Origin of the sequence: Vreelandella zhanjiangensis DSM 21076, assembly GCF_000377665.1 — a bacterium.
Classification (GTDB): domain Bacteria; phylum Pseudomonadota; class Gammaproteobacteria; order Pseudomonadales; family Halomonadaceae; genus Vreelandella; species Vreelandella zhanjiangensis.
In genome coordinates this window covers 112,433-129,723 of record NZ_KB898650.1, presented here as the reverse complement: position 1 = coordinate 129,723, position 17,291 = coordinate 112,433, and the positions used below count along the sequence as shown (strand labels likewise).

Here is a 17,291-nt window from a genome sequence, read left to right as displayed (position 1 = left end):
AAGACACAATATGAAAGCCATCATTTTTGCGTACCACAATTTCGGCTGTGTAGGCCTCCAGAGTGTGCTGGACAGCGGTATCGAGGTCGAAGCGATTTTCACCCACGTGGACGACGCCCGGGAAAATGTCTTTTTTGCCTCGGTGGCCAAGCTGGCCGCTCAGCACGGCATCCCCGTGCATGCGCCGGAAAACGTCAATCATCCCATCTGGATCGACAAGATCCGCATGATGCAGCCGGACATCATCTTCTCCTTTTACTATCGCCACCTGATCTGTCAGGAAATACTCGATATTGCCCGCCACGGCGGGTTCAACCTGCACGGCTCACTGCTGCCAGCCTATCGTGGGCGCGCACCGATCAACTGGGCGCTGGTCAATGACGAGCAGGAAGCGGGGCTGACGCTGCATCGCATGACCCGCCGAGCCGATGCCGGCGACATCCTTTATCAAAAAAGTTTGCCCATCAGCGACGGCGATGACGCGGCCACGCTGCACAAGCGCATGGTCGTGCTGGCCCGCGAGATGCTGGGTGAGGCGCTGCCGGCATTGATCAACCACCGGCTGGTACCGGTAGCGCAGGATGAAACAAAAGCCAGCACCTTCCCGCGGCGCACGCCTGAAGATGGCGAGCTTGACTGGTCGCGTGATGCGCGTGCGCTTTTCAACCTGGTGCGTGCGGTGACCGAACCCTATCCGGGAGCGTTTACCTTCATGGGTGAGCGCAAGATCACGATCTGGAAGGCGAGGCCCAGTCAGCAGCATTACGACGTGAAGCCCGGCACCATTGTCTCGCTTTCACCATTGACGATTGCCTGTGGCCAGGGATCACTGATCGTGGACACCGGGCAGAGCGAGCAGGGGCTTTATCTGGGTGGCGAACGGTTGGCCGCTGAACTCCATCTGGCGGTTGGCATGCGCTTTGGGCCGTCTGCCCGTAGCCTGCTGGTCAAGAAGAAACGTACCCGGGTACTGATCCTGGGGGCCAACGGCTTCATCGGCACTCACCTGACGCGGCGTTTACTCAAGGAAGACAAGTACTCCGTGTACGCCATGGACGTCAGCGCCAGTCAGATTGCGGAGTTCCTGCCCCATCCCAATTTCCACTTCGTGGAAGGGGATATCACCATTCATAACGAATGGATCGAGTATCAGATCAAGAAGTGCGATGTGGTGCTGCCACTGGTGGCCATCGCCACGCCGATTGAATACACGCGCAATCCGCTGCGGGTGTTTGAGCTCGATTTCGAAGAAAACCTTAAAATTGTGCGCAGCTGTGTGAAGTACAAAAAACGGGTCATCTTCCCCTCGACGTCCGAGGTGTACGGCATGTGCACCGATGAAGCCTTTGATGAAGACACCTCGCCGCTGATCGTGGGGCCCATCAATCGCCAGCGCTGGATCTATTCGGTGTCAAAGCAGCTGCTGGATCGCGTGATCTGGGCCTATGGCATCAAGGAAGGGCTGAAATTCACCCTGTTTCGTCCCTTCAACTGGATGGGTACCCATCTGGATAACCTGAGTTCTGCCCGGATCGGCTCCAGTCGCGCCATCACGCAGCTCATCCTCAATCTGGTGGAAGGAACCCCCATCAACCTGATTGATGGCGGTGAGCAAAAACGCTGTTTTACCGATATATCAGACGCCATCGAGGCGCTCTTTCGCATCGTGGAAAATACCGACGGTGCCTGCGATGGTCAGATCATCAATATTGGCGCGCCGGACAATGAAGCCAGTATCAAGGAGCTGGCCGAAAGCCTGGTATCACGCTTTGAACGTCATCCACTGCGTGATCAGTTCCCGCCCTTTGCCGGCTACAACCTCATGGAGAGCAGCGCCTATTATGGCGATGGTTATCAAGACGTTCAGCATCGCCAGCCCTGCATTCGCAATGCAAAGAAGATCCTGGACTGGGAACCGTCCACCCATTTCGAGAAAACCATTGAGCAAACACTGGATTTCTTTCTGAATGAAGCACTGGAAGAACAAGCTCATGGTTAAGCAACCTATACCGGTAGGCCTGCGTATCGACGTGGATACTTACCGAGGCACCCTGAAGGGCGTTCCCCGGCTGCTGGATATACTGGCGCGTCATGACATTACCGCCTCCTTTTTCTTTACCGTGGGCCCCGACAACATGGGGCGCCATCTGTGGCGGTTGTTGCGCCCGGCCTTTTTCAAAAAGATGCTGCGCTCCAATGCCAAAAACCTCTACGGCTACGACATCCTGTTCAAGGGGACGCTGCCCTGGCCTGGACCGGATATTGGCCAGAAGCTTGGTCATCTGATTCAGCAGGCCCATTACCAGCAACACGAAATCGGCCTGCATGCCTGGGATCATCACAAGTGGCAGACCCGGATCGATACGATGTCAGCCGACGAGCTGCACCGAGAGATTGAGCGGGGCTATCGGCGTCTTGAGATGCTGTTGGGTGAACGCGTGAGTTGCAGCGCCGTCGCGGGCTGGCGCTGCAACCCGGCAACGCTTGCCCAAAAGGAGACGTTTGCCTTTCGCTATAACAGTGATTGCCGGGGCGATGCCATCTTCATGCCGAAGGGCAAAAGGACGCCCCAGATCCCCGTCACCCTGCCGACCTATGACGAAGTGATCGGCCAAAACGGCATCACCGACGAGAATTACAACCAGCACATTCTTGACGCCATCGACCCGAACGGGCTGAACGTTTATACGATTCACGCTGAGGCCGAAGGCATCGCCTGCGCGGTCATGTTCGAGAAATTCCTGATGATGGCCGCCGAGCGTCATATCAAGTTTGTCCCGCTAGGGGCGCTGCTGCCCCACGATAATGAGCGTCTTCCCACGGGCACGATAGAGTCAGTCGAGATACCCGGCCGTGAAGGCTGGGTTGCCCGCCAGTCTTCCCTCTCTTTGAGGGGCAGGTAAACATGAACAGGCTACTAAAGCAGGCCGGTTGGGCGCTGATAATAAGCTACTTCGTGTTGACGTACCTGTTGACGCTTCATGTGCCGGCCCTGTGGTCTCCTGATGAGCTGCGCTACGGCGAGATATCGCGAGAACTCCTGGCCACCGGTGATTGGGTTGTGCCGCACTTCAACGGGCTTTTCTATTTTGAAAAACCGATCATGGGCTACTGGCTTAATGCTATCGCTCAGATGATATTCGGCCAGACCAATTTCGCGGTCAGGTTCATGTCGGCGCTTTCCGTCATGGGGAGTGCGCTGTGCATCATGTTCATGGTGCGGCGCGTATTTGGCAGAACGCAAGCGTACCTGTCGGTAGGCGTCTATCTGAGCTTTTTCATCGTGATTGCGGTTGGCACCTTCAGTGTGCTCGACAGTTTCCTGACCTTCTGGCTGACGCTCACCTTTGTGGCGTTTTATATGGCCTTGGAGGCCACTGCCCGGCGCCAGCGCTGTCTTTTCTATCTGCTGGCCGGCGTGGGCTGCGGCGGCGCCTTCTTGACCAAGGGATTTCTGGCACTGGTATTGCCCTTCATGGTGGTCGTGGTTCACGCCATCGTGCAGCGCCAGTTCAGGCAATTGATGGTGTATGGCTGGCTCAGCGTGGCGAGTGCGCTCACCGTCACGCTCCCCTGGGCGATTGCCGTGCACCTGCGCGCGCCGGACTTCTGGCACTATTTCTTCTGGGTCGAGCATATTCATCGGTTCTTCTCGGACGAGGCCCAGCATGTCTCTCCGACGTGGTTCTTCGTGCCGGTCATGCTGCTGGCACTGATGCCCTGGACGTTTCTGACGCTACCGGCTTTTCGCCATCTGCGTGCCTCGTTGGCGCTACCCGCGGTGCGCTATACGCTGCTATGGGCGGTGTTGCCCTTCCTCTTTTTCTCGCTGTCACGGGGCAAGCTTGCCACCTATATCCTGCCGTGCATGGCGCCGTTGGCCATCTTGATAACCCATGGCTTGATCTGGGCCTTTGAGCATAAGAAAAAGACGTTAAGACGTCTTTGCCTCATGCATGCTGGCCTGATGATGGCCATTGCACTGGCCGCGCTTGTCGCCTTTTCACTGGGCTTTTTGCCCTTTGGTCCAGGCGAAGGCTACAAGCTTGGATTGTTGGTAGCGTCGATGCTTCTTTGGAGCGGCTTTATCGTTCTGGCCGGCCGATGCACTCACATAGGGGCGTTTTTCGTAGGGCATATGCTGGCACCGGTCGCCTTGTTTACGGTCATTGGCTTTGCTCTTCCGGATCACGTGACCGATGCCAAACAGCCCCAGTGGCTCATCGAGAAAGTGGCCCCCCATGTAGACGAGGACACGGTTCTGGTGGCGGACTATCCCACTATCATGTCGGCGTTTAACTGGTATCTGAGAAGAGACGATGTGTACTTGCTGGGACAAAAGGGCGAGGTGTCCTACGGCCTGGGTTATGCCGAAGCTCAACACCGGTTCATTGAATACGCAGCGCTCGGCGCCTTTATCCTCGAACAGCGCCAACACCACGCTATCGCAGTCGAGTTTCGTACATCAACCACGTTTGAAAAGTCGCTTCCCCCGCATGATCGAATCATCGAGCTAGGACCTTACAAAGTACTGTTTTTCGATAGGAAAACCTCTTGAATACCACCGTTGTCTTCAGTATTTCGCTGCTCGCAAGCGCATGCAGCCATTACTGGCAAAAGCGGTCGGCGCTTCATTTTGCCCGCTACCCTGACCATTCGCTATGGAGAAAGATGGTCTGTCAGCCGCTGATGCTGGCAATCTTCTTTCTGCTGCTGAGTGCCATCGCCTGGCTTTACGTGCTGCGGGACTGGAGCGTGTCGGTGGCCTATCCGATGCTGAGTCTCAACCTGATCATCATGCTGTTGATCTCACGCTTCAGCTTTGGCGAACCGGTGTCGCTTCACCACTGGTCTGGCTGCGCACTTATCGGGCTGGGGATTTTACTGGTGGCGGTGTCTGCAACATGAACAGACAACGAAGAGCAGGCAGCATTGCGCTCGTATTGATCAGCGTCTGCTTGGTATCGGTGGCCCAGCTTGCCATGAAGTGGGGCATGAGCACGCTTGCACTGGATGGCTTGAACCTGGCTGATACGGGTACGTATGACGCGATCCTGCGCCACGGCTGGCCCTCTCTTGTATCGGTAGTGGCCGGGCTTGGCTGCTACGCCCTGTCGATGCTGTGCTGGGTGATGGCGCTCAAGAGGATACCGCTGAGCATGGCCTATCCGTTCTTGAGTCTGAGCTATGTGCTGGTCTATATCGGCTCGCTGTTTCTGCCGGGTATCGCCGAGCACTTTTCCTGGCTGAAGCTCTCGGGGATTGCACTGATTCTGGCCGGTGTGGCCGTTACCTTTCACGGCGGCCTTCGGTCTACCCGCCAGACAGCCGACACGTGAGGCGCGCAGGTCATGACGATCATGGTTCAATGGGCGGGGCAGGCATGATGGGCAATGGCAAAAGGCCACTTCTTCGCGCATGGCCCTGCTGTCTGGTGCTGGGCATCCTCGCGGTCGTGTTCAGCGGCCTTTTTGATCACGATGTGCTGACCCCGGATGAGCCCCGGGTGATGGCGGTCATCAAGCACATGGCCCTGTCGGGAAATCTGATCATTCCCGAATTTGCAGGCATCCCCTTTGTTGAAAAGCCGCCGCTCTTTTTTGCCTATGTGGTCGGGCTGATGCATCTGACCGGGCTGGATGCACTGATGGCCGGTCGGCTCGGGCTGGCGCTTTTGTGTCTGGCAACGCTTTTGGCCACCTTCCGGTTGGGTTGCCTTTTCCAGGGCAGGCGCTACGGCTGGGCCAGTGTCGCGGTGCTGGCAACGCTTGAAGGGTTCATTCTCAACTTTCACTGGCTGCGCGTGGATGCGGCACTCGCCTTTGCCAGCATGGCGGCGACCTGGGCCTTTGCCGAGGCCTATCTGCGCAGTCGCTACCGCTGGCTGCTGCCGGCAGGGCTTTTTACCGGGCTGGCCTTTTTGAGCAAGGGGCCGGTGGCGATCGTGTTATGCATTGGTCCAGTCTGGCTGCTGCTTTTTTTGCGCCATCTTTATCTGTTGAAAGGCGAGGCTGATCATCGCGCCTCGTGGGTTCGGATACTGGCCTGGCATCTCGTGGGGATAGGGGTAATGGGGCTGGTCATGGCGGCGTGGATCTATCCCTTTTACCGCCAGGCCTCGCCTGAGCTCTGGCATGCCTGGTTCTGGGATAACCAGGTCGGGCGTCTGACCGGGGCATCGACCGATACGCTGGGCCACAACCACGCCGGCGAGCCGTTTTACTATATCGGAGGGGTGATGGAGTACACGTTGCCCTGGAGCGGGTTTTTCATTGCCTGGCTTGCGATGACGCTTAAGGAACTTGTCATCCGGCGCGGCCGGGTCCGCTGGCAAACCGCCTTTTTGCTGGGCTGGCTGCTGCTGACCATGACCGTGCTTGCCGTCTCCGTGACCAAGCGCACGATGTATCTGGCCCCATTGATGCCCCTGCTGGCACTGGTGATTGCCGATGCTGCCCTGCGATGCAATGGACGACTGGCGCGCTGGTATCGGCGCGGATGGGCGCTGGCGATGGGCGGCTCACTGCTCATGCTGGCCACCACACCGCTGTGGGTTGTCCTTTTCCCGAAAGAGGCATCAAAAGAGCTTGTGCAGTGGCTGGTCACCTGGCACGCCACGGCCATCGGCATTGTGCTGGCGGTCATGTTGATGATCGTGGTGGAGATCACGCGCTGGCCGGGGTGGGTCAAATTCGCCCTGATCACGGCGCTTTTTTTCAGCAGCGGTCTTCATCACCTGATGCCGGCCATTGCTGTGGCCAAGGACATGAAAAGAGAGCTTCATGCGCTGGCAGTGCAGATCCCCGACGACAAGCGCGCCAGAACCGCCAGCGTCAGGTTTACCGAGACCATGTCCTCTATCTTTTATCTCTACAGCGACTGGACGGTGCCCGGGGTCGACCAGGCACGGGCGCGCCGCATTCTGCTGGGTCAAGATAATGAGTATGACTACCTGCTGGTGGACCGTTACAACTCGACCCAGGATCCGCTGACCTACATCGGATTGCCGGCGGATACGCCCCATGAGGTGCTGGCGGTGGGGCATCCTCGAAGTGACAGGAAAAATGATGCCGTTTACTGGCTGGCGGGCAAGCCACGAAAGGGTCTTGCCGAACCTTGGCTAGTTGATAGGTATGATCGCGAAACCGCCATACCTGAACGTGCCGCTGGTATTGCTAAACTCAGCCGTAGAGAGCGCTGGTCGGCAGGCGCGCCGCAGCAATCTCTTCGAGAGTAGGGTGCCTTACGATCTCGATAACTGTTGAGGTCGGCGACCAGCGGATGGCGCCGGCTTCCTGGAACTGGTTCAGCCAGTACTCCATGCACCACTGCTCCCAGCGGGCGTAGAAGCGCCGCGCGTTGGCAATGATCGCTTCGAAGTGCGGCCAGGGCGGGGCGTACATGGCGTGGTGCTGGTGCCAGGCAAGCGCGCCGCCTACCCAGTAGAGCGGCACGTCGGCTGCCGCCAGGCGCCAGGCGTAGTCGGTTTCCTCGCCGCCGTAGCCGATATAGCCCTCATCCATGCCGCCCGCGCGTTGGTGGTCTTGGCGCATCAGGGCAAACGACAGCCCCCAGAGATTGCCATGGTCAGGCTCGAAGCGGATTTCCTGTTCACTGAGGGCGGGGCGCGCCGGATGGCGTTCGCCAAGCGTGGCAAGACGCGCTAAATCCAGGGTGCCATCCGCGTGATAGCTCACGGCGTTCGCGGGCAGATAATGCACTTCGCCAATGTAAAGCGCCGGCTGCTGGGTCAACGCGTCTCGATAGCGCGACACCAGAGTGGGTGAGGCGATACAGTCAACATCCAGAAATATCAGAGCCTCATGATTTGCCGCCTTAACGGCCTGGTTGCGCGCTTTGGCGAGCGGCAGGGCTTCGCCTTCCACCATGACATGGCGAATGGGAAAGCGTGTTCGGGGTAGGTCTGCTTCCGGTTCGGGCTGCATCCAGGCGATGACCAGTTCATCCGGACGCTGCTGCTGAGTCTCAAGGCTCACGATGAGATTCACCAGATGCTCGCGACGGTTTCTGACCAGCGTAAGGGCACTTACCTTCATGCCGCGCCTCCCGTTTTCTGCTTGCGCTGAAAATGTTGTACGCCTTCAATGATCCCCAGTGCGTGCCGGGCCTGGGCGCTGTATACATGGGCCATGCCGGGGGCGTCCAACAAGCCGTCACAGTGATTGGCTACCACAATTGAGCAGGGCGCCGAGCGCAGCATGTCCAGGTCATTACCTGAATCACCAGCAACATAGAGTGCCTGACGGTCAATGCTCAGACGTTTACGTACGTGCTCCACTGCCTGACCCTTGGAGGCCTCTAAGGGCAGAATATCCACATAGCGGCCATGACTTTGCATCACCGTGCTTGCCAGGCCGCGCTGTTTTAAATGGGCTTGGAGCCGTGCCACCAGGGCCGATTCGCCATCGCTAAAATAGCTCAGCTTATGGCGGCGCTGCTCAAGCGGGCCCTGGGGTGTCAGTTCGGATACCTCGCCTAGTGCCTGCTGCACGGCTTCTTGTTGCCAGCGGCGGTCGATTCGCTCTGACCACTGAGTATCCTGCTGATAGGTCACGCCGTCATCATTGCGGTAATAAATCTCTGAGCCAACCGATGAAATAATCACCTGTGGGTAAGGGATGCCGGCCTGTTCCAGAATCGACAGCGCGCTATGAAAACTGCGCCCGGTGGCAACGCCAAACCCAAGCGTGGGCTGCTCCTCATACCAGGTGGTAAAGGCACGTATGCCGGTAGGCGAGCCGGTCAAGGTGTTATCGATGTCGCAGATCAACAGTGCCTTGGGCGCGACCGGCTCAGGAACTGGCTGGTTAAGCCGGGCAAGTAGGTCATGATAATACTGGGTATGTCCCTTCCAGTCGTAGGCCTTGACGGCTTCCCGGCCGTTATCGGCCATGCGCTGCCAGCGGCTGGGGTTGTGAAACAAATCAAGCGCCTGGCGGATGATTTCATCGTTATGGCGGGGGTTGATAAGCACGCCATTGCCGCATTGCTCGACAATATCGCTGGGGCCGCCGCTGTCGGTGGCAATCAAGGGCAGGCCCGCCGCCGATGCTTCCAGCAGCGTCAGCCCAAACGGCTCGTTGAGCGCTGGATTGATAAACACGCCGCCTCGCTCGCGTGCCCAGGCGTAAAGCGCCGGGATATCTTCTGGAGCGTGATGCTTGGGGTAGGCGACATGGCCGTAGAGGTTGTAATCATCGATCAGCGTTAAAAGCTCATGCAGATTATCAGCAAGCTCGGGTTCCAGCGCATCAATATGCTCGCGGACACCTGCCACAATCACAAGATTGGCACACTGCTGCAACGCTTTACTCTGCCCGTAAGCGCACACCAGTGCGGCCAGATTCTTGCGGGTGACAGGCCGAGCAATGGCTAGCAAAACGGGCTTGTCAGGATCTATCAAAAACGGCTGCATCATCGCGTCAATAGCCGGCGTTGAGGTGGCGCTGGTGAAATCGTCCAGATGGCTGCCAGGCGGGATAACGCGAATTCGGCCGGCGTCGTAATGCAGGTAGTCGGCGTACTGAACCTCGGCTTCATCTCTTGAACTTGCGATGATCAGCGCGGCATCGCGAATGGCGCGCTCTTCAAAAGCGATGCGCCGCTGCAAGGTCTGCTGCGTTTCGGCGTCCAGGTTTAACTGACCATCATCGGCCAGGCATTTGAGCTTGCAGCGCCCCAGCGAGTGGGCAGTGAAAACAAATGGAATGCCCTGGCGGGCACTGATTTCAGCGGCTACCTCGCCTGCATCGGCATAGTGGACATGCAGGGCTGCCGGTGGGGCGGGCAGCGTGGCAAGCCAGCGCTCAAAGGCGGCGATGAACGATGGGTGTTCCTGCCAGAGAGCTTCCTTGGGTAAATAGCCAGGGAAGTCAGTAGGCAGCCTCACCAGAGTGATCTTTGGGCTAATCACTTCAACTGGGCAGGTATAGTCGACCCGACTAAACTCACACTCAAACGCGCGGGTCACCAGCGTAATACGCTCAATGGCCGGGTCCTGTTCAGAGGCTTCCACCAGCTCCAGCAGATAGCGGATATGCCCGCCGGTATCAGCCGTAATGCCGTATTCGATATCACTGCCGCGCAGGCAACCCTGTAACGCCAAATGTACGATATGCATGTCGTGAATTCCTTTTCACCGGGTAGGGGACACCCAATCTATGCTTCAGAAAAAGCGTATACGCATTGCTCAAGTTGCGCCCGTTATCTTTCCAACCCCGCCGGTTGATAATGGTGGAACCGAGCGCATCGTCTTTGATCTCACCGAAGCGCTTGTGGCGCTGGGGCATGATGTAACGCTGATAGCCCCTTCAGACAGTCAGACGAGCGCGCGCCATCTGGCCACCTCGCCAAGTCTTTACCGTTGGCAGCAGCTGCATGACAACGTGCCGCCTGGCGTTCCGGGCGTACTCGAGGCACTGGTGCTGGAACGTTTGCGTCAGCACCTGGATGAGTTCGATATCATCCATTGCCATGGCGAGTTCTGCCACGCAGCGGTGCTGGGCGAGCGGCGCCGCCATAGTGTGACCACCGTTCACTGGCGTGTTGATGAGCTGGACCGGCAGCTTTTCTTCGAAGGCTTTCCCGATTTGCCGGTGGCTTCCATCTCTCAGTCGCAAGGCCACGCACTGCCCGCAAAAAATCACCTAGGTACGGTTTATCACGGCCTGGATGCAGAGCGCTTTAATTTAAGTAAAGGTTCAGGAGAATATTTGGCCTTTATCGGCCGCATGACCGATCAAAAGCGCCCCGACCGGGCTATTGAGGTGGCGCGAGCAACAGGCTATTCATTGCGCCTGGCTGGCGGCATAGATGTAGGTAATCCCGACTGGTTCGACCGCCACGTCGCACCGCAACTCGATGAACGCATCCAGCATGTGGGGGTAGTCAACGACCACCAGAAACAGGCTTTTTTAGGTGAGGCAGCCGCGCTGCTGTTTCCGATCGACTGGCCGGAGCCCTTCGGGTTGGTGATGATCGAGGCGATGGCCTGCGGCACGCCGGTCATCGCCTGGCGTAACGGGTCTGTGGAGGAGATCATCGAAGAGGGTGTCAGCGGTTTTGTGGTCGATTCTCACGAAGAGGCGGTGGCGGCGGTCAAACGCCTGCCGGAGCTTGACCGTCAGCGCGTTCGTGAGGCGTTTCTGGAACGCTTCACCGCAACACGCATGGCCGAGGATTACGTGGCACTTTATGAGACGTTGCTGGCGAGGGGGTAAGCGTAGCCTATAGCCGGCTGTCGGCGCGAAGGTAGGTTTTACCCAGAATAGCCATGAAGATAGCCAACAGGCAGCAGAGTATGCCCATGCCGAGATAGACGTTGCGCAGTGACTCCAGCCAGATCACGGCGGGGGCGACCGCAATAGGCGAGATAAACTGGCCAAAGAAGAAGGTCGCGGTAAAGCCACCAAATACCCGGCCACGCACTCGTTGTGGCGTAATGCGCATCAACCAGGCAGTGGTATTGGGCATAAAGGCGCCCAGGCCCAGCCCGGAAATTGCGGCACCAATAATGGCCATGGCGTAGCTGTGGGTAGCACCTACCACGAAAAAGCCTGCCCCCGCGAGCACGAAACCGGCCACATAAATGGTCATGACGGACAAGAACGGTTTGTAGTAGCCATAACCGAACGACACGATGCTGGCGGTAAAGGCCGCAGTGGAGAGCGCAATGCCGATGGCCAAGCCGCTGATCTCGCCCTGCTCAGAAAGTAAAAAGGGGAGCTGAGCCGGAAACATGTAGAACAGCATCATGGCCAGCATGCCCGTGAAGTAGGCCAGCGCCGTGCGGCCGAAGTCGACCTTTACCGGCTCTTCTGCGTGAATGGCTTTCGCGCCGGCTTGTGAAGAGGGCTCTCTAAGCATCGCCCAGGCGTAAGGCAGCAGCAGCACGCCGGTCAGGTAGAGCAAGAAAGGCCCGCGCCAGCTCCAGTCGGAAAGCAGGCCGCCCAGGTTGATGAACACCACCCCGCCGAGCGCCATGCAGCTACTCTGCAACCCTAGAAAGCGTACCCGCTCGGAGCCTTCCAGATAGTCGCCTACCAGCGTGGTGCTGATACTCAGGATGCCCGCCACGGCCACGCCCATCAGTGCCCTGGAGGCCAACAAGAGCTCGACGCTATCGATCAGAAAGCCCGCGCCGCCCGCCAGCCCGTAAATGCTCAGCATCAACAGCAGCAACGGCTTGCGCCCAAACCGGTCGGCCAGATAGCCCATCAGCGGGCTGAACAGGGTAATCATCAGCGCGGGCAGCGTCAGGATCAGCTGAATCAGCACCTGCGGGTGCTCGGAAAAATGGCGGCTGATACCTGGCAAGGCAGGCGCAATAATCGCGCCGGACATCACGGTCATGGTGCTGGCAAACAGCAAAACGGCTTTGGTATGTGTTAAACGGCTGATGGTCGGTTTCCCCGGATAAATATCGAAATGACAAAGGCTCCGATGATAGCACTGTCGTTAGCAAGCTACTATTTTCCGCCAGGAAGTAATGGATGGTGAGGCGACAAGCCAGTTAGCAGCGTTTGATAAAAGAGAGGTTGGGAAGAGCGCGAATTTCAAGCGAACTCGCCTGCGTGCAAAGGCTGATGGTCCAGCCTTGTTGCTGCCATTGCCAGGCATGAACATCGCCCCCAGGGGCTAGCCGCTCAAGACGGGTGCTCAATACATGGCTTGCAGGAGTGCCGGACAGGCTATCCAGCTTGTAAAGCGCTTCGTGGAGGGTCCATGCGCGGTAAAAGGCGTCCAGAGGTACCGCAGACTGATGTATCTTGCGGCGTACGTCGGCCTCAGGCAGGCACGCCACCAGCTCGGGTAAGCGTTTCTCATGGCGCAGGCGAGTATGCTCGATGTCGATGCCCACCGGTGCCGTGGAAATACCTGCAATGACGCGCCCATCGCGGTGAGAGAGACATGCTTTCCAGGGCGGTGGAAGCGCTGGGTGCCACGGCGCGCCGCTGCCTCTGGGAGACCACTCACTAACGGGGCAGTGGTAGCCACGCGCGTCGGCAAGCCTGGAGAGAAGCTCTCTGCCCAGCGCCGATAAACAAGCCCCGCTGCTATGAGCGGGGGCTTGGGCCAACACAATGTCCAGGTAGGCGATCATTAGTCGGCTAGCGTGACAACATCACCTCGCAGCACGACACCGGCCATGATGGCGCCCGCATGGCACTCGTACTCACTGGTTGAGGACATCGGGCGGCGGTCATAGAAACTTTCAATATTAACAACCGCATTACCGCCTTCTGCTCTGACACGGTCTTGCAAGCTGAGCAGCGCCGAGAGCATGACCCACTCGCAGGCTTCTACATCAGACTTGTTGAAGGCATTGGTCTTTTTATTTGTGACGGCAGGACCATGCTCGGCGGTAATCTCGCCGTGCGGGGTGTCGCCAAAGATAAATTGAATATTGGAATCGAGCCGTGCTCTCGCATCGGGCGTGTTCATTGCGTCTTCGATGGAGAGCATGTGTGTCGTGTCGCGCGCATGGCTCGTCGTGCTTACGAGTAGAGCGCCTAGCAGCACCCCTATCAACATCATTCCTCGGCTCATTTTAGCGTTCCTTCTGGGTAGATAGTTCTGGGTAGATAATGCCTGATATCAGGCAACGAGAGTGGCACTGAGTCGTAAGCGATATCAGGGCCAGCGGCGGAAGATCAACGAGGTGTTGATGCCTCCAAAAGCAAAGTTATTGCTCATGACGTAGTCACACTGCATGTGTCGTCCTGAGCCGTTCAAGTAGTCGAGTTCTGCACAGGCGTCATCAAGTCGGTCAAGATTGGCGGTGCCGTGAAACCAGCCTTCCTGCATCATCTTGATGGCCACCCAGGCTTCCAGCGCACCGCAGGCGCCCAGCGTGTGGCCGGTGAAGCTTTTGAAAGCGCTAATCGGCAGGTTTGAACCGAACACCGCGTGTGTTGCATGGCTCTCGGCAATATCGCCCCGCTCGGTGGCCGTGCCGTGGGCGCTGACATAACCAATTTGCTCGGGCTGCAAATTTGCATCCTCCAGTGCCTGGCGTATCGCCTGCTCCATGACGCTGGCATCCGGCTGGGTAACGTGGCGGCCATCGCTGTTGGTGCCAAAGCCCACAAGCTCGGCGTGAATGGTGGCTCCCCGAGCCTGGGCGTGCTCCAGCTCCTCAAGAATCAGCGTGCCTGCCCCTTCTCCGATCACCAGGCCGTCGCGTTCGGCGTCAAAGGGGCGCGGCGAGGTGTGTGGCGCGTCATTGAGCGTGCTGGTGGCAAATAGCGTATCGAAGACGGCCGCCTCGGAAGCCGAAAGCTCCTCGCAGCCGCCCGCGATCATGGCGGTCTGGCGTCCAAAACGTATGGCTTCATAAGCATAGCCAATGCCTTGGCTGCCAGACGTGCAGGCACTTGAGGTGGTATAGATCCGTCCGCGCACCCCGAGAAAAACGCCGATATTGACCGGTGCGGTGTGGGCCATCATGCGAATATAGGAGTTGGCGTTCAGGCCATCGGTCGACTTATTGATCAACATGTTGCCAAAGTCGGCGACGGCATCGGGTTCCCCTGCGGAGGCGCCGTACGCGATCCCCATCTGGCCGCTGCCTAAGAGCGGCGTATCCAGCAGGCCTGCATCTTCCAGCGCCAGCTCACTGGCACGCGTGGCCATCTGCGCGCCCCGGCCCATGCTGCGCAGCGCCCGGCGATGATAGTGAGCAGGCAAGTTAAAGTCGCGTACCGGAGCACCCAGGCGCGTATTGAGGCCGTCATAGCATTCCCAGTCATCCATGTGGATAACGCCGTTTTGCAAGCGCTCAAGGCGTGCCTTCATGCTTGGCCAGTCGTTGCCGATAGGCGAGAAGCCGGCCATGCCGGTCACTACCACTCGGTGCCCCAGCTTGTCCTGGCGTTGTGCATTGCTTGCCATCAGCACATTCCTCCGTTGACGGCGAACACCTGCCGCGTGATATAGCCGGCATCGCCTGAGCATAGAAAGCCCACCGTGGCCGCGACTTCTTCGCTGGTGCCGGTGCGGCGCATGGGAATCAGCTTGAGCGCCTCCTCGGTAACCAGGTCGTCGGTCATGTCGGTATCGATCAACCCTGGGGCAACGCAGTTGACCGTTATGCGGCGTTTAGCCAGCTCCACGGCCAAGGCTTTCATGGCGCCGATCAGCCCGGCCTTGGCAGCGCTGTAGTTGACCTGGCCACGGTTGCCCATCATGCCTGAAACCGAGGACATCACGACGATGCGCCCGGGTGCCCGGCGGCGAATCATCGGCATGACGAGAGGTTTCACGACGTTGTAGAAGCCGTCGAGGTTGGTGTGGATCACGCTGTCCCAATCCTCATCAGAGAGCGCGGGGAAGGCGCCATCGGCGGTAATGCCTGCATTGCAGACAACGCCATAGTAGGCGCCATGCGCTTCGATATCGGCGTCCAGCGCCTGCTGCGCCGCGGCCCTGTCGGCAACATCAAAGCACAGCACGCGGGCATTGCGGCCCATATCACGAATCTGGTCTGCGACGGCTTTTGCCTCTGCCTGACGCTGGCGGCAATGTACGACGATATCGAAGCCATCCCGCGCCAGGCGCAAAGCGATAGCGTGGCCGATACCGCGGCTTGAACCGGTAACCAGGATGGTATTCGTCATTGGGTGCTCCCTTGTTGCATCATTTCCAGCGCCTGTTGCGAATCGGGCTGAAACACGTTGAGTGTGGCGTTAGCGATCAGCTGTTGCTGAGCATCTAGCAAGCGCCCCTGAAACGCGCCCAGGCCATTATCTGCCCGAAAATCGAGCTCCACTTCGATACGTATTGGCTGATCGAAGGGGAAAAACGGCTGCTGGCACTGATAACGGCGCGTGCCGAGTAAAAAGCCGATTTTCGGCGTATCGCCTGACGTAACCGACTGCACACCCGCCCACGCGGCAACGGCCTGGGCAAGCCACTCTAACCCGACCCAGCCGGGAATGCCGTCTGGCGTGGCGAACAGGTTGTCGGGTTGGGGGACGACGCGGGCATGCAGATGTTCGTCACCCACGGCCAGTAGCGTATCCAGAAGGCACATGCCCAGGCGGTGTGGCACGTACGGCGCGATATCGCAGGGCAGGTCAAGCCGTGCGGGCATAAGTGAATCATTCATTGAAACGTTCCAGCAACAAGGCGATGTTATTACCCCCGAACGCGAAGGCATTGCTGATCGCGCGACGGCCTTGGTGAGTCGTCGTCTTGGCGTAATTCAGTAACGCAAGTTCTGGGTCGACGGCACTATCGTGAACCTGGGGCGGCAGGCGGCCCTCCTTGAGCGTCAGCCAGCAGAACGCCGCTTCGAGCGCGCCGCAGGCGCCCAGTGTGTGCCCGGTCAGGGCCTTCGTTGAACTGCACGGTAACGTACTGCCGAAAAGCGTTGCGACTGCCTTGGCTTCCATGCTGTCGTTCTGGCGCGTGGCGGTGCCGTGCAGGTTGAGATAATCAATGGCCGTGGCGGGCAGCTTGGCCATGGCAAGCGCCGCTTGCATCGCCTGAATGGCACCTTGGCCATCTGGCCGTGGGGCGGAAATATGGTAAGCATCGCTGCTTTCACCATAGCCACTGAGCTGAATACCGCCGGTTTCCGGCGTCACCAGAAACAGCGCGGCGGCTTCTCCAAGGTTGATACCGTCACGCTCGGCCGCGAAAGGCTGAGACGGGCGGTCGCTAAGCGCCTCAAGCGAGGCAAACCCGTTGACGGTCAACCCGCAAAGACTGTCAGCCCCTCCGGCGATGACCGCATCGCACGCGCCGCTCGCCAGCAGGCGTTTGGCGCTTGCCAGGGCACGCGCACTCGACGTACAGGCGGTAGAGAGCGTGTAGGCTGGCCCGTCCAGGCCGAGCCACTCGGCAACGAACCGGGCCGGCGAGCCAATTTCGTGGCGCTGGTAATGAAAGTCGTCGGGCCAGTGGCCTTCGCGCTGACGCTCAGCCAGCGCCGTTTCGGTTTCGCCGATGCCGGAGGTACTGGTGCCGAGCACCACGCCGATACGCGCCTGGGGGCGCCGCTTGCGAAAAGCCTCAAGCGTCGGTGCCAATTGCGCCAAAGCGGCAGCCAACAGCTGGTTATTGCGCGAGCGGTGCGCTGGCGGCAGTGTCTGAGCATCGGGCAGGGAGGTCGTGACTCGGCCTAGCGGTAAAGGCCGCCCGAGGGTAAACACGTCGTCATACTCAAGCCCACGACGGCCAGTGAACAGGGCATCGGCAATGGTTGCCAGATCGTCACCGATCGAACAGACCAGGGCCGGTGGCAGAAGGCGACAAGGAGGCATCTG

At 58.8% G+C, this 17,291-nt stretch carries 16 protein-coding genes; 7 read left to right on the top strand and 9 right to left on the bottom strand.

Annotated features, from left to right (window positions below):
- Positions 1-10 precede the first annotated feature (10 nt).
- From arnA to D467_RS0111340, 6 genes are read left to right on the top strand one after another with little or no spacing between them, the layout of a single operon-like run.
- Positions 11-1,999 (top strand): bifunctional UDP-4-amino-4-deoxy-L-arabinose formyltransferase/UDP-glucuronic acid oxidase ArnA, encoded by a 1,989-nt coding sequence (gene arnA / locus D467_RS0111365; RefSeq protein WP_018917648.1) that lies wholly within the window; start codon positions 11-13, stop codon positions 1,997-1,999.
- Entirely contained in the window at positions 1,992-2,903 is a 912-nt protein-coding gene (arnD, locus tag D467_RS0111360) for a 4-deoxy-4-formamido-L-arabinose-phosphoundecaprenol deformylase (RefSeq protein WP_018917647.1), read from the top strand. Before arnA ends, arnD begins: the two co-directional genes overlap by 8 nt.
- Before the next feature lie 2 nt (positions 2,904-2,905).
- Entirely contained in the window at positions 2,906-4,558 is a 1,653-nt protein-coding gene (locus tag D467_RS0111355; protein WP_018917646.1) for a phospholipid carrier-dependent glycosyltransferase, read from the top strand.
- Positions 4,555-4,908, top strand: a complete 354-nt coding sequence (locus tag D467_RS0111350) for an EamA family transporter (protein ID WP_018917645.1) — start codon at positions 4,555-4,557, stop codon at positions 4,906-4,908. Before D467_RS0111355 ends, D467_RS0111350 begins: the two co-directional genes overlap by 4 nt.
- Positions 4,905-5,339 (top strand): 4-amino-4-deoxy-L-arabinose-phosphoundecaprenol flippase subunit ArnF, encoded by a 435-nt coding sequence (gene arnF, locus D467_RS20085; RefSeq protein WP_018917644.1) that lies wholly within the window; start codon positions 4,905-4,907, stop codon positions 5,337-5,339. The genes D467_RS0111350 and arnF overlap by 4 nt, the downstream gene beginning before the upstream one ends.
- 29 nt (positions 5,340-5,368) lie before the next feature.
- Positions 5,369-7,237 (top strand): glycosyltransferase family 39 protein, encoded by a 1,869-nt coding sequence (locus D467_RS0111340; RefSeq protein ID WP_018917643.1) that lies wholly within the window; start codon positions 5,369-5,371, stop codon positions 7,235-7,237.
- On the opposite strand, the gene D467_RS0111335 is transcribed toward D467_RS0111340, so the two are convergent.
- The gene (locus tag D467_RS0111335) at positions 7,182-8,057 is read right to left on the bottom strand and encodes a glycosyltransferase family 2 protein (protein WP_018917642.1); all 876 of its coding nucleotides are present in this window, start codon (positions 8,055-8,057) and stop codon (positions 7,182-7,184) included. The genes D467_RS0111340 and D467_RS0111335 overlap by 56 nt on opposite strands.
- On the bottom strand, positions 8,054-10,141 hold the full coding sequence (locus tag D467_RS0111330) for an HAD-IIB family hydrolase (RefSeq protein ID WP_018917641.1): 2,088 nt from the start codon (positions 10,139-10,141) through the stop codon (positions 8,054-8,056). The genes D467_RS0111335 and D467_RS0111330 overlap by 4 nt, the downstream gene beginning before the upstream one ends.
- A 40-nt stretch (positions 10,142-10,181) precedes the next feature.
- On the opposite strand from D467_RS0111330, the gene D467_RS0111325 reads away from it, so the two are divergent.
- On the top strand, positions 10,182-11,240 hold the full coding sequence (locus tag D467_RS0111325; RefSeq protein WP_018917640.1) for a glycosyltransferase family 4 protein: 1,059 nt from the start codon (positions 10,182-10,184) through the stop codon (positions 11,238-11,240).
- Between the two features lie 7 nt (positions 11,241-11,247).
- On the opposite strand, the gene D467_RS19190 is transcribed toward D467_RS0111325, so the two are convergent.
- The 7 genes from D467_RS19190 to D467_RS0111290 form a co-directional block, all read right to left on the bottom strand.
- Entirely contained in the window at positions 11,248-12,390 is a 1,143-nt protein-coding gene (locus tag D467_RS19190) for an MFS transporter (protein ID WP_018917639.1), read from the bottom strand.
- Positions 12,391-12,532: 142 nt separating this feature from the next.
- Positions 12,533-13,123 carry a 4'-phosphopantetheinyl transferase superfamily protein gene (locus D467_RS0111315; RefSeq protein ID WP_018917638.1) on the bottom strand — a complete coding sequence of 197 codons (591 nt, stop codon included), beginning with the start codon at positions 13,121-13,123 and terminating at the stop codon, positions 12,533-12,535.
- Entirely contained in the window at positions 13,123-13,569 is a 447-nt protein-coding gene (locus D467_RS0111310) for an excinuclease ATPase subunit (protein ID WP_208596482.1), read from the bottom strand. The genes D467_RS0111315 and D467_RS0111310 overlap by 1 nt, the downstream gene beginning before the upstream one ends.
- A gap of 84 nt (positions 13,570-13,653) precedes the next feature.
- Positions 13,654-14,913 carry a beta-ketoacyl-ACP synthase gene (locus D467_RS0111305; protein WP_018917636.1) on the bottom strand — a complete coding sequence of 420 codons (1,260 nt, stop codon included), beginning with the start codon at positions 14,911-14,913 and terminating at the stop codon, positions 13,654-13,656.
- Positions 14,913-15,638 carry a 3-oxoacyl-ACP reductase FabG gene (gene fabG / locus D467_RS0111300; RefSeq protein WP_018917635.1) on the bottom strand — a complete coding sequence of 242 codons (726 nt, stop codon included), beginning with the start codon at positions 15,636-15,638 and terminating at the stop codon, positions 14,913-14,915. The genes D467_RS0111305 and fabG overlap by 1 nt, the downstream gene beginning before the upstream one ends.
- Positions 15,635-16,129 (bottom strand): hotdog family protein, encoded by a 495-nt coding sequence (locus D467_RS0111295; protein ID WP_018917634.1) that lies wholly within the window; start codon positions 16,127-16,129, stop codon positions 15,635-15,637. The genes fabG and D467_RS0111295 overlap by 4 nt, the downstream gene beginning before the upstream one ends.
- Positions 16,122-17,288, bottom strand: a complete 1,167-nt coding sequence (locus D467_RS0111290) for a beta-ketoacyl-ACP synthase (RefSeq protein ID WP_018917633.1) — start codon at positions 17,286-17,288, stop codon at positions 16,122-16,124. The genes D467_RS0111295 and D467_RS0111290 overlap by 8 nt, the downstream gene beginning before the upstream one ends.
- Positions 17,289-17,291: the final 3 nt, after the last annotated feature.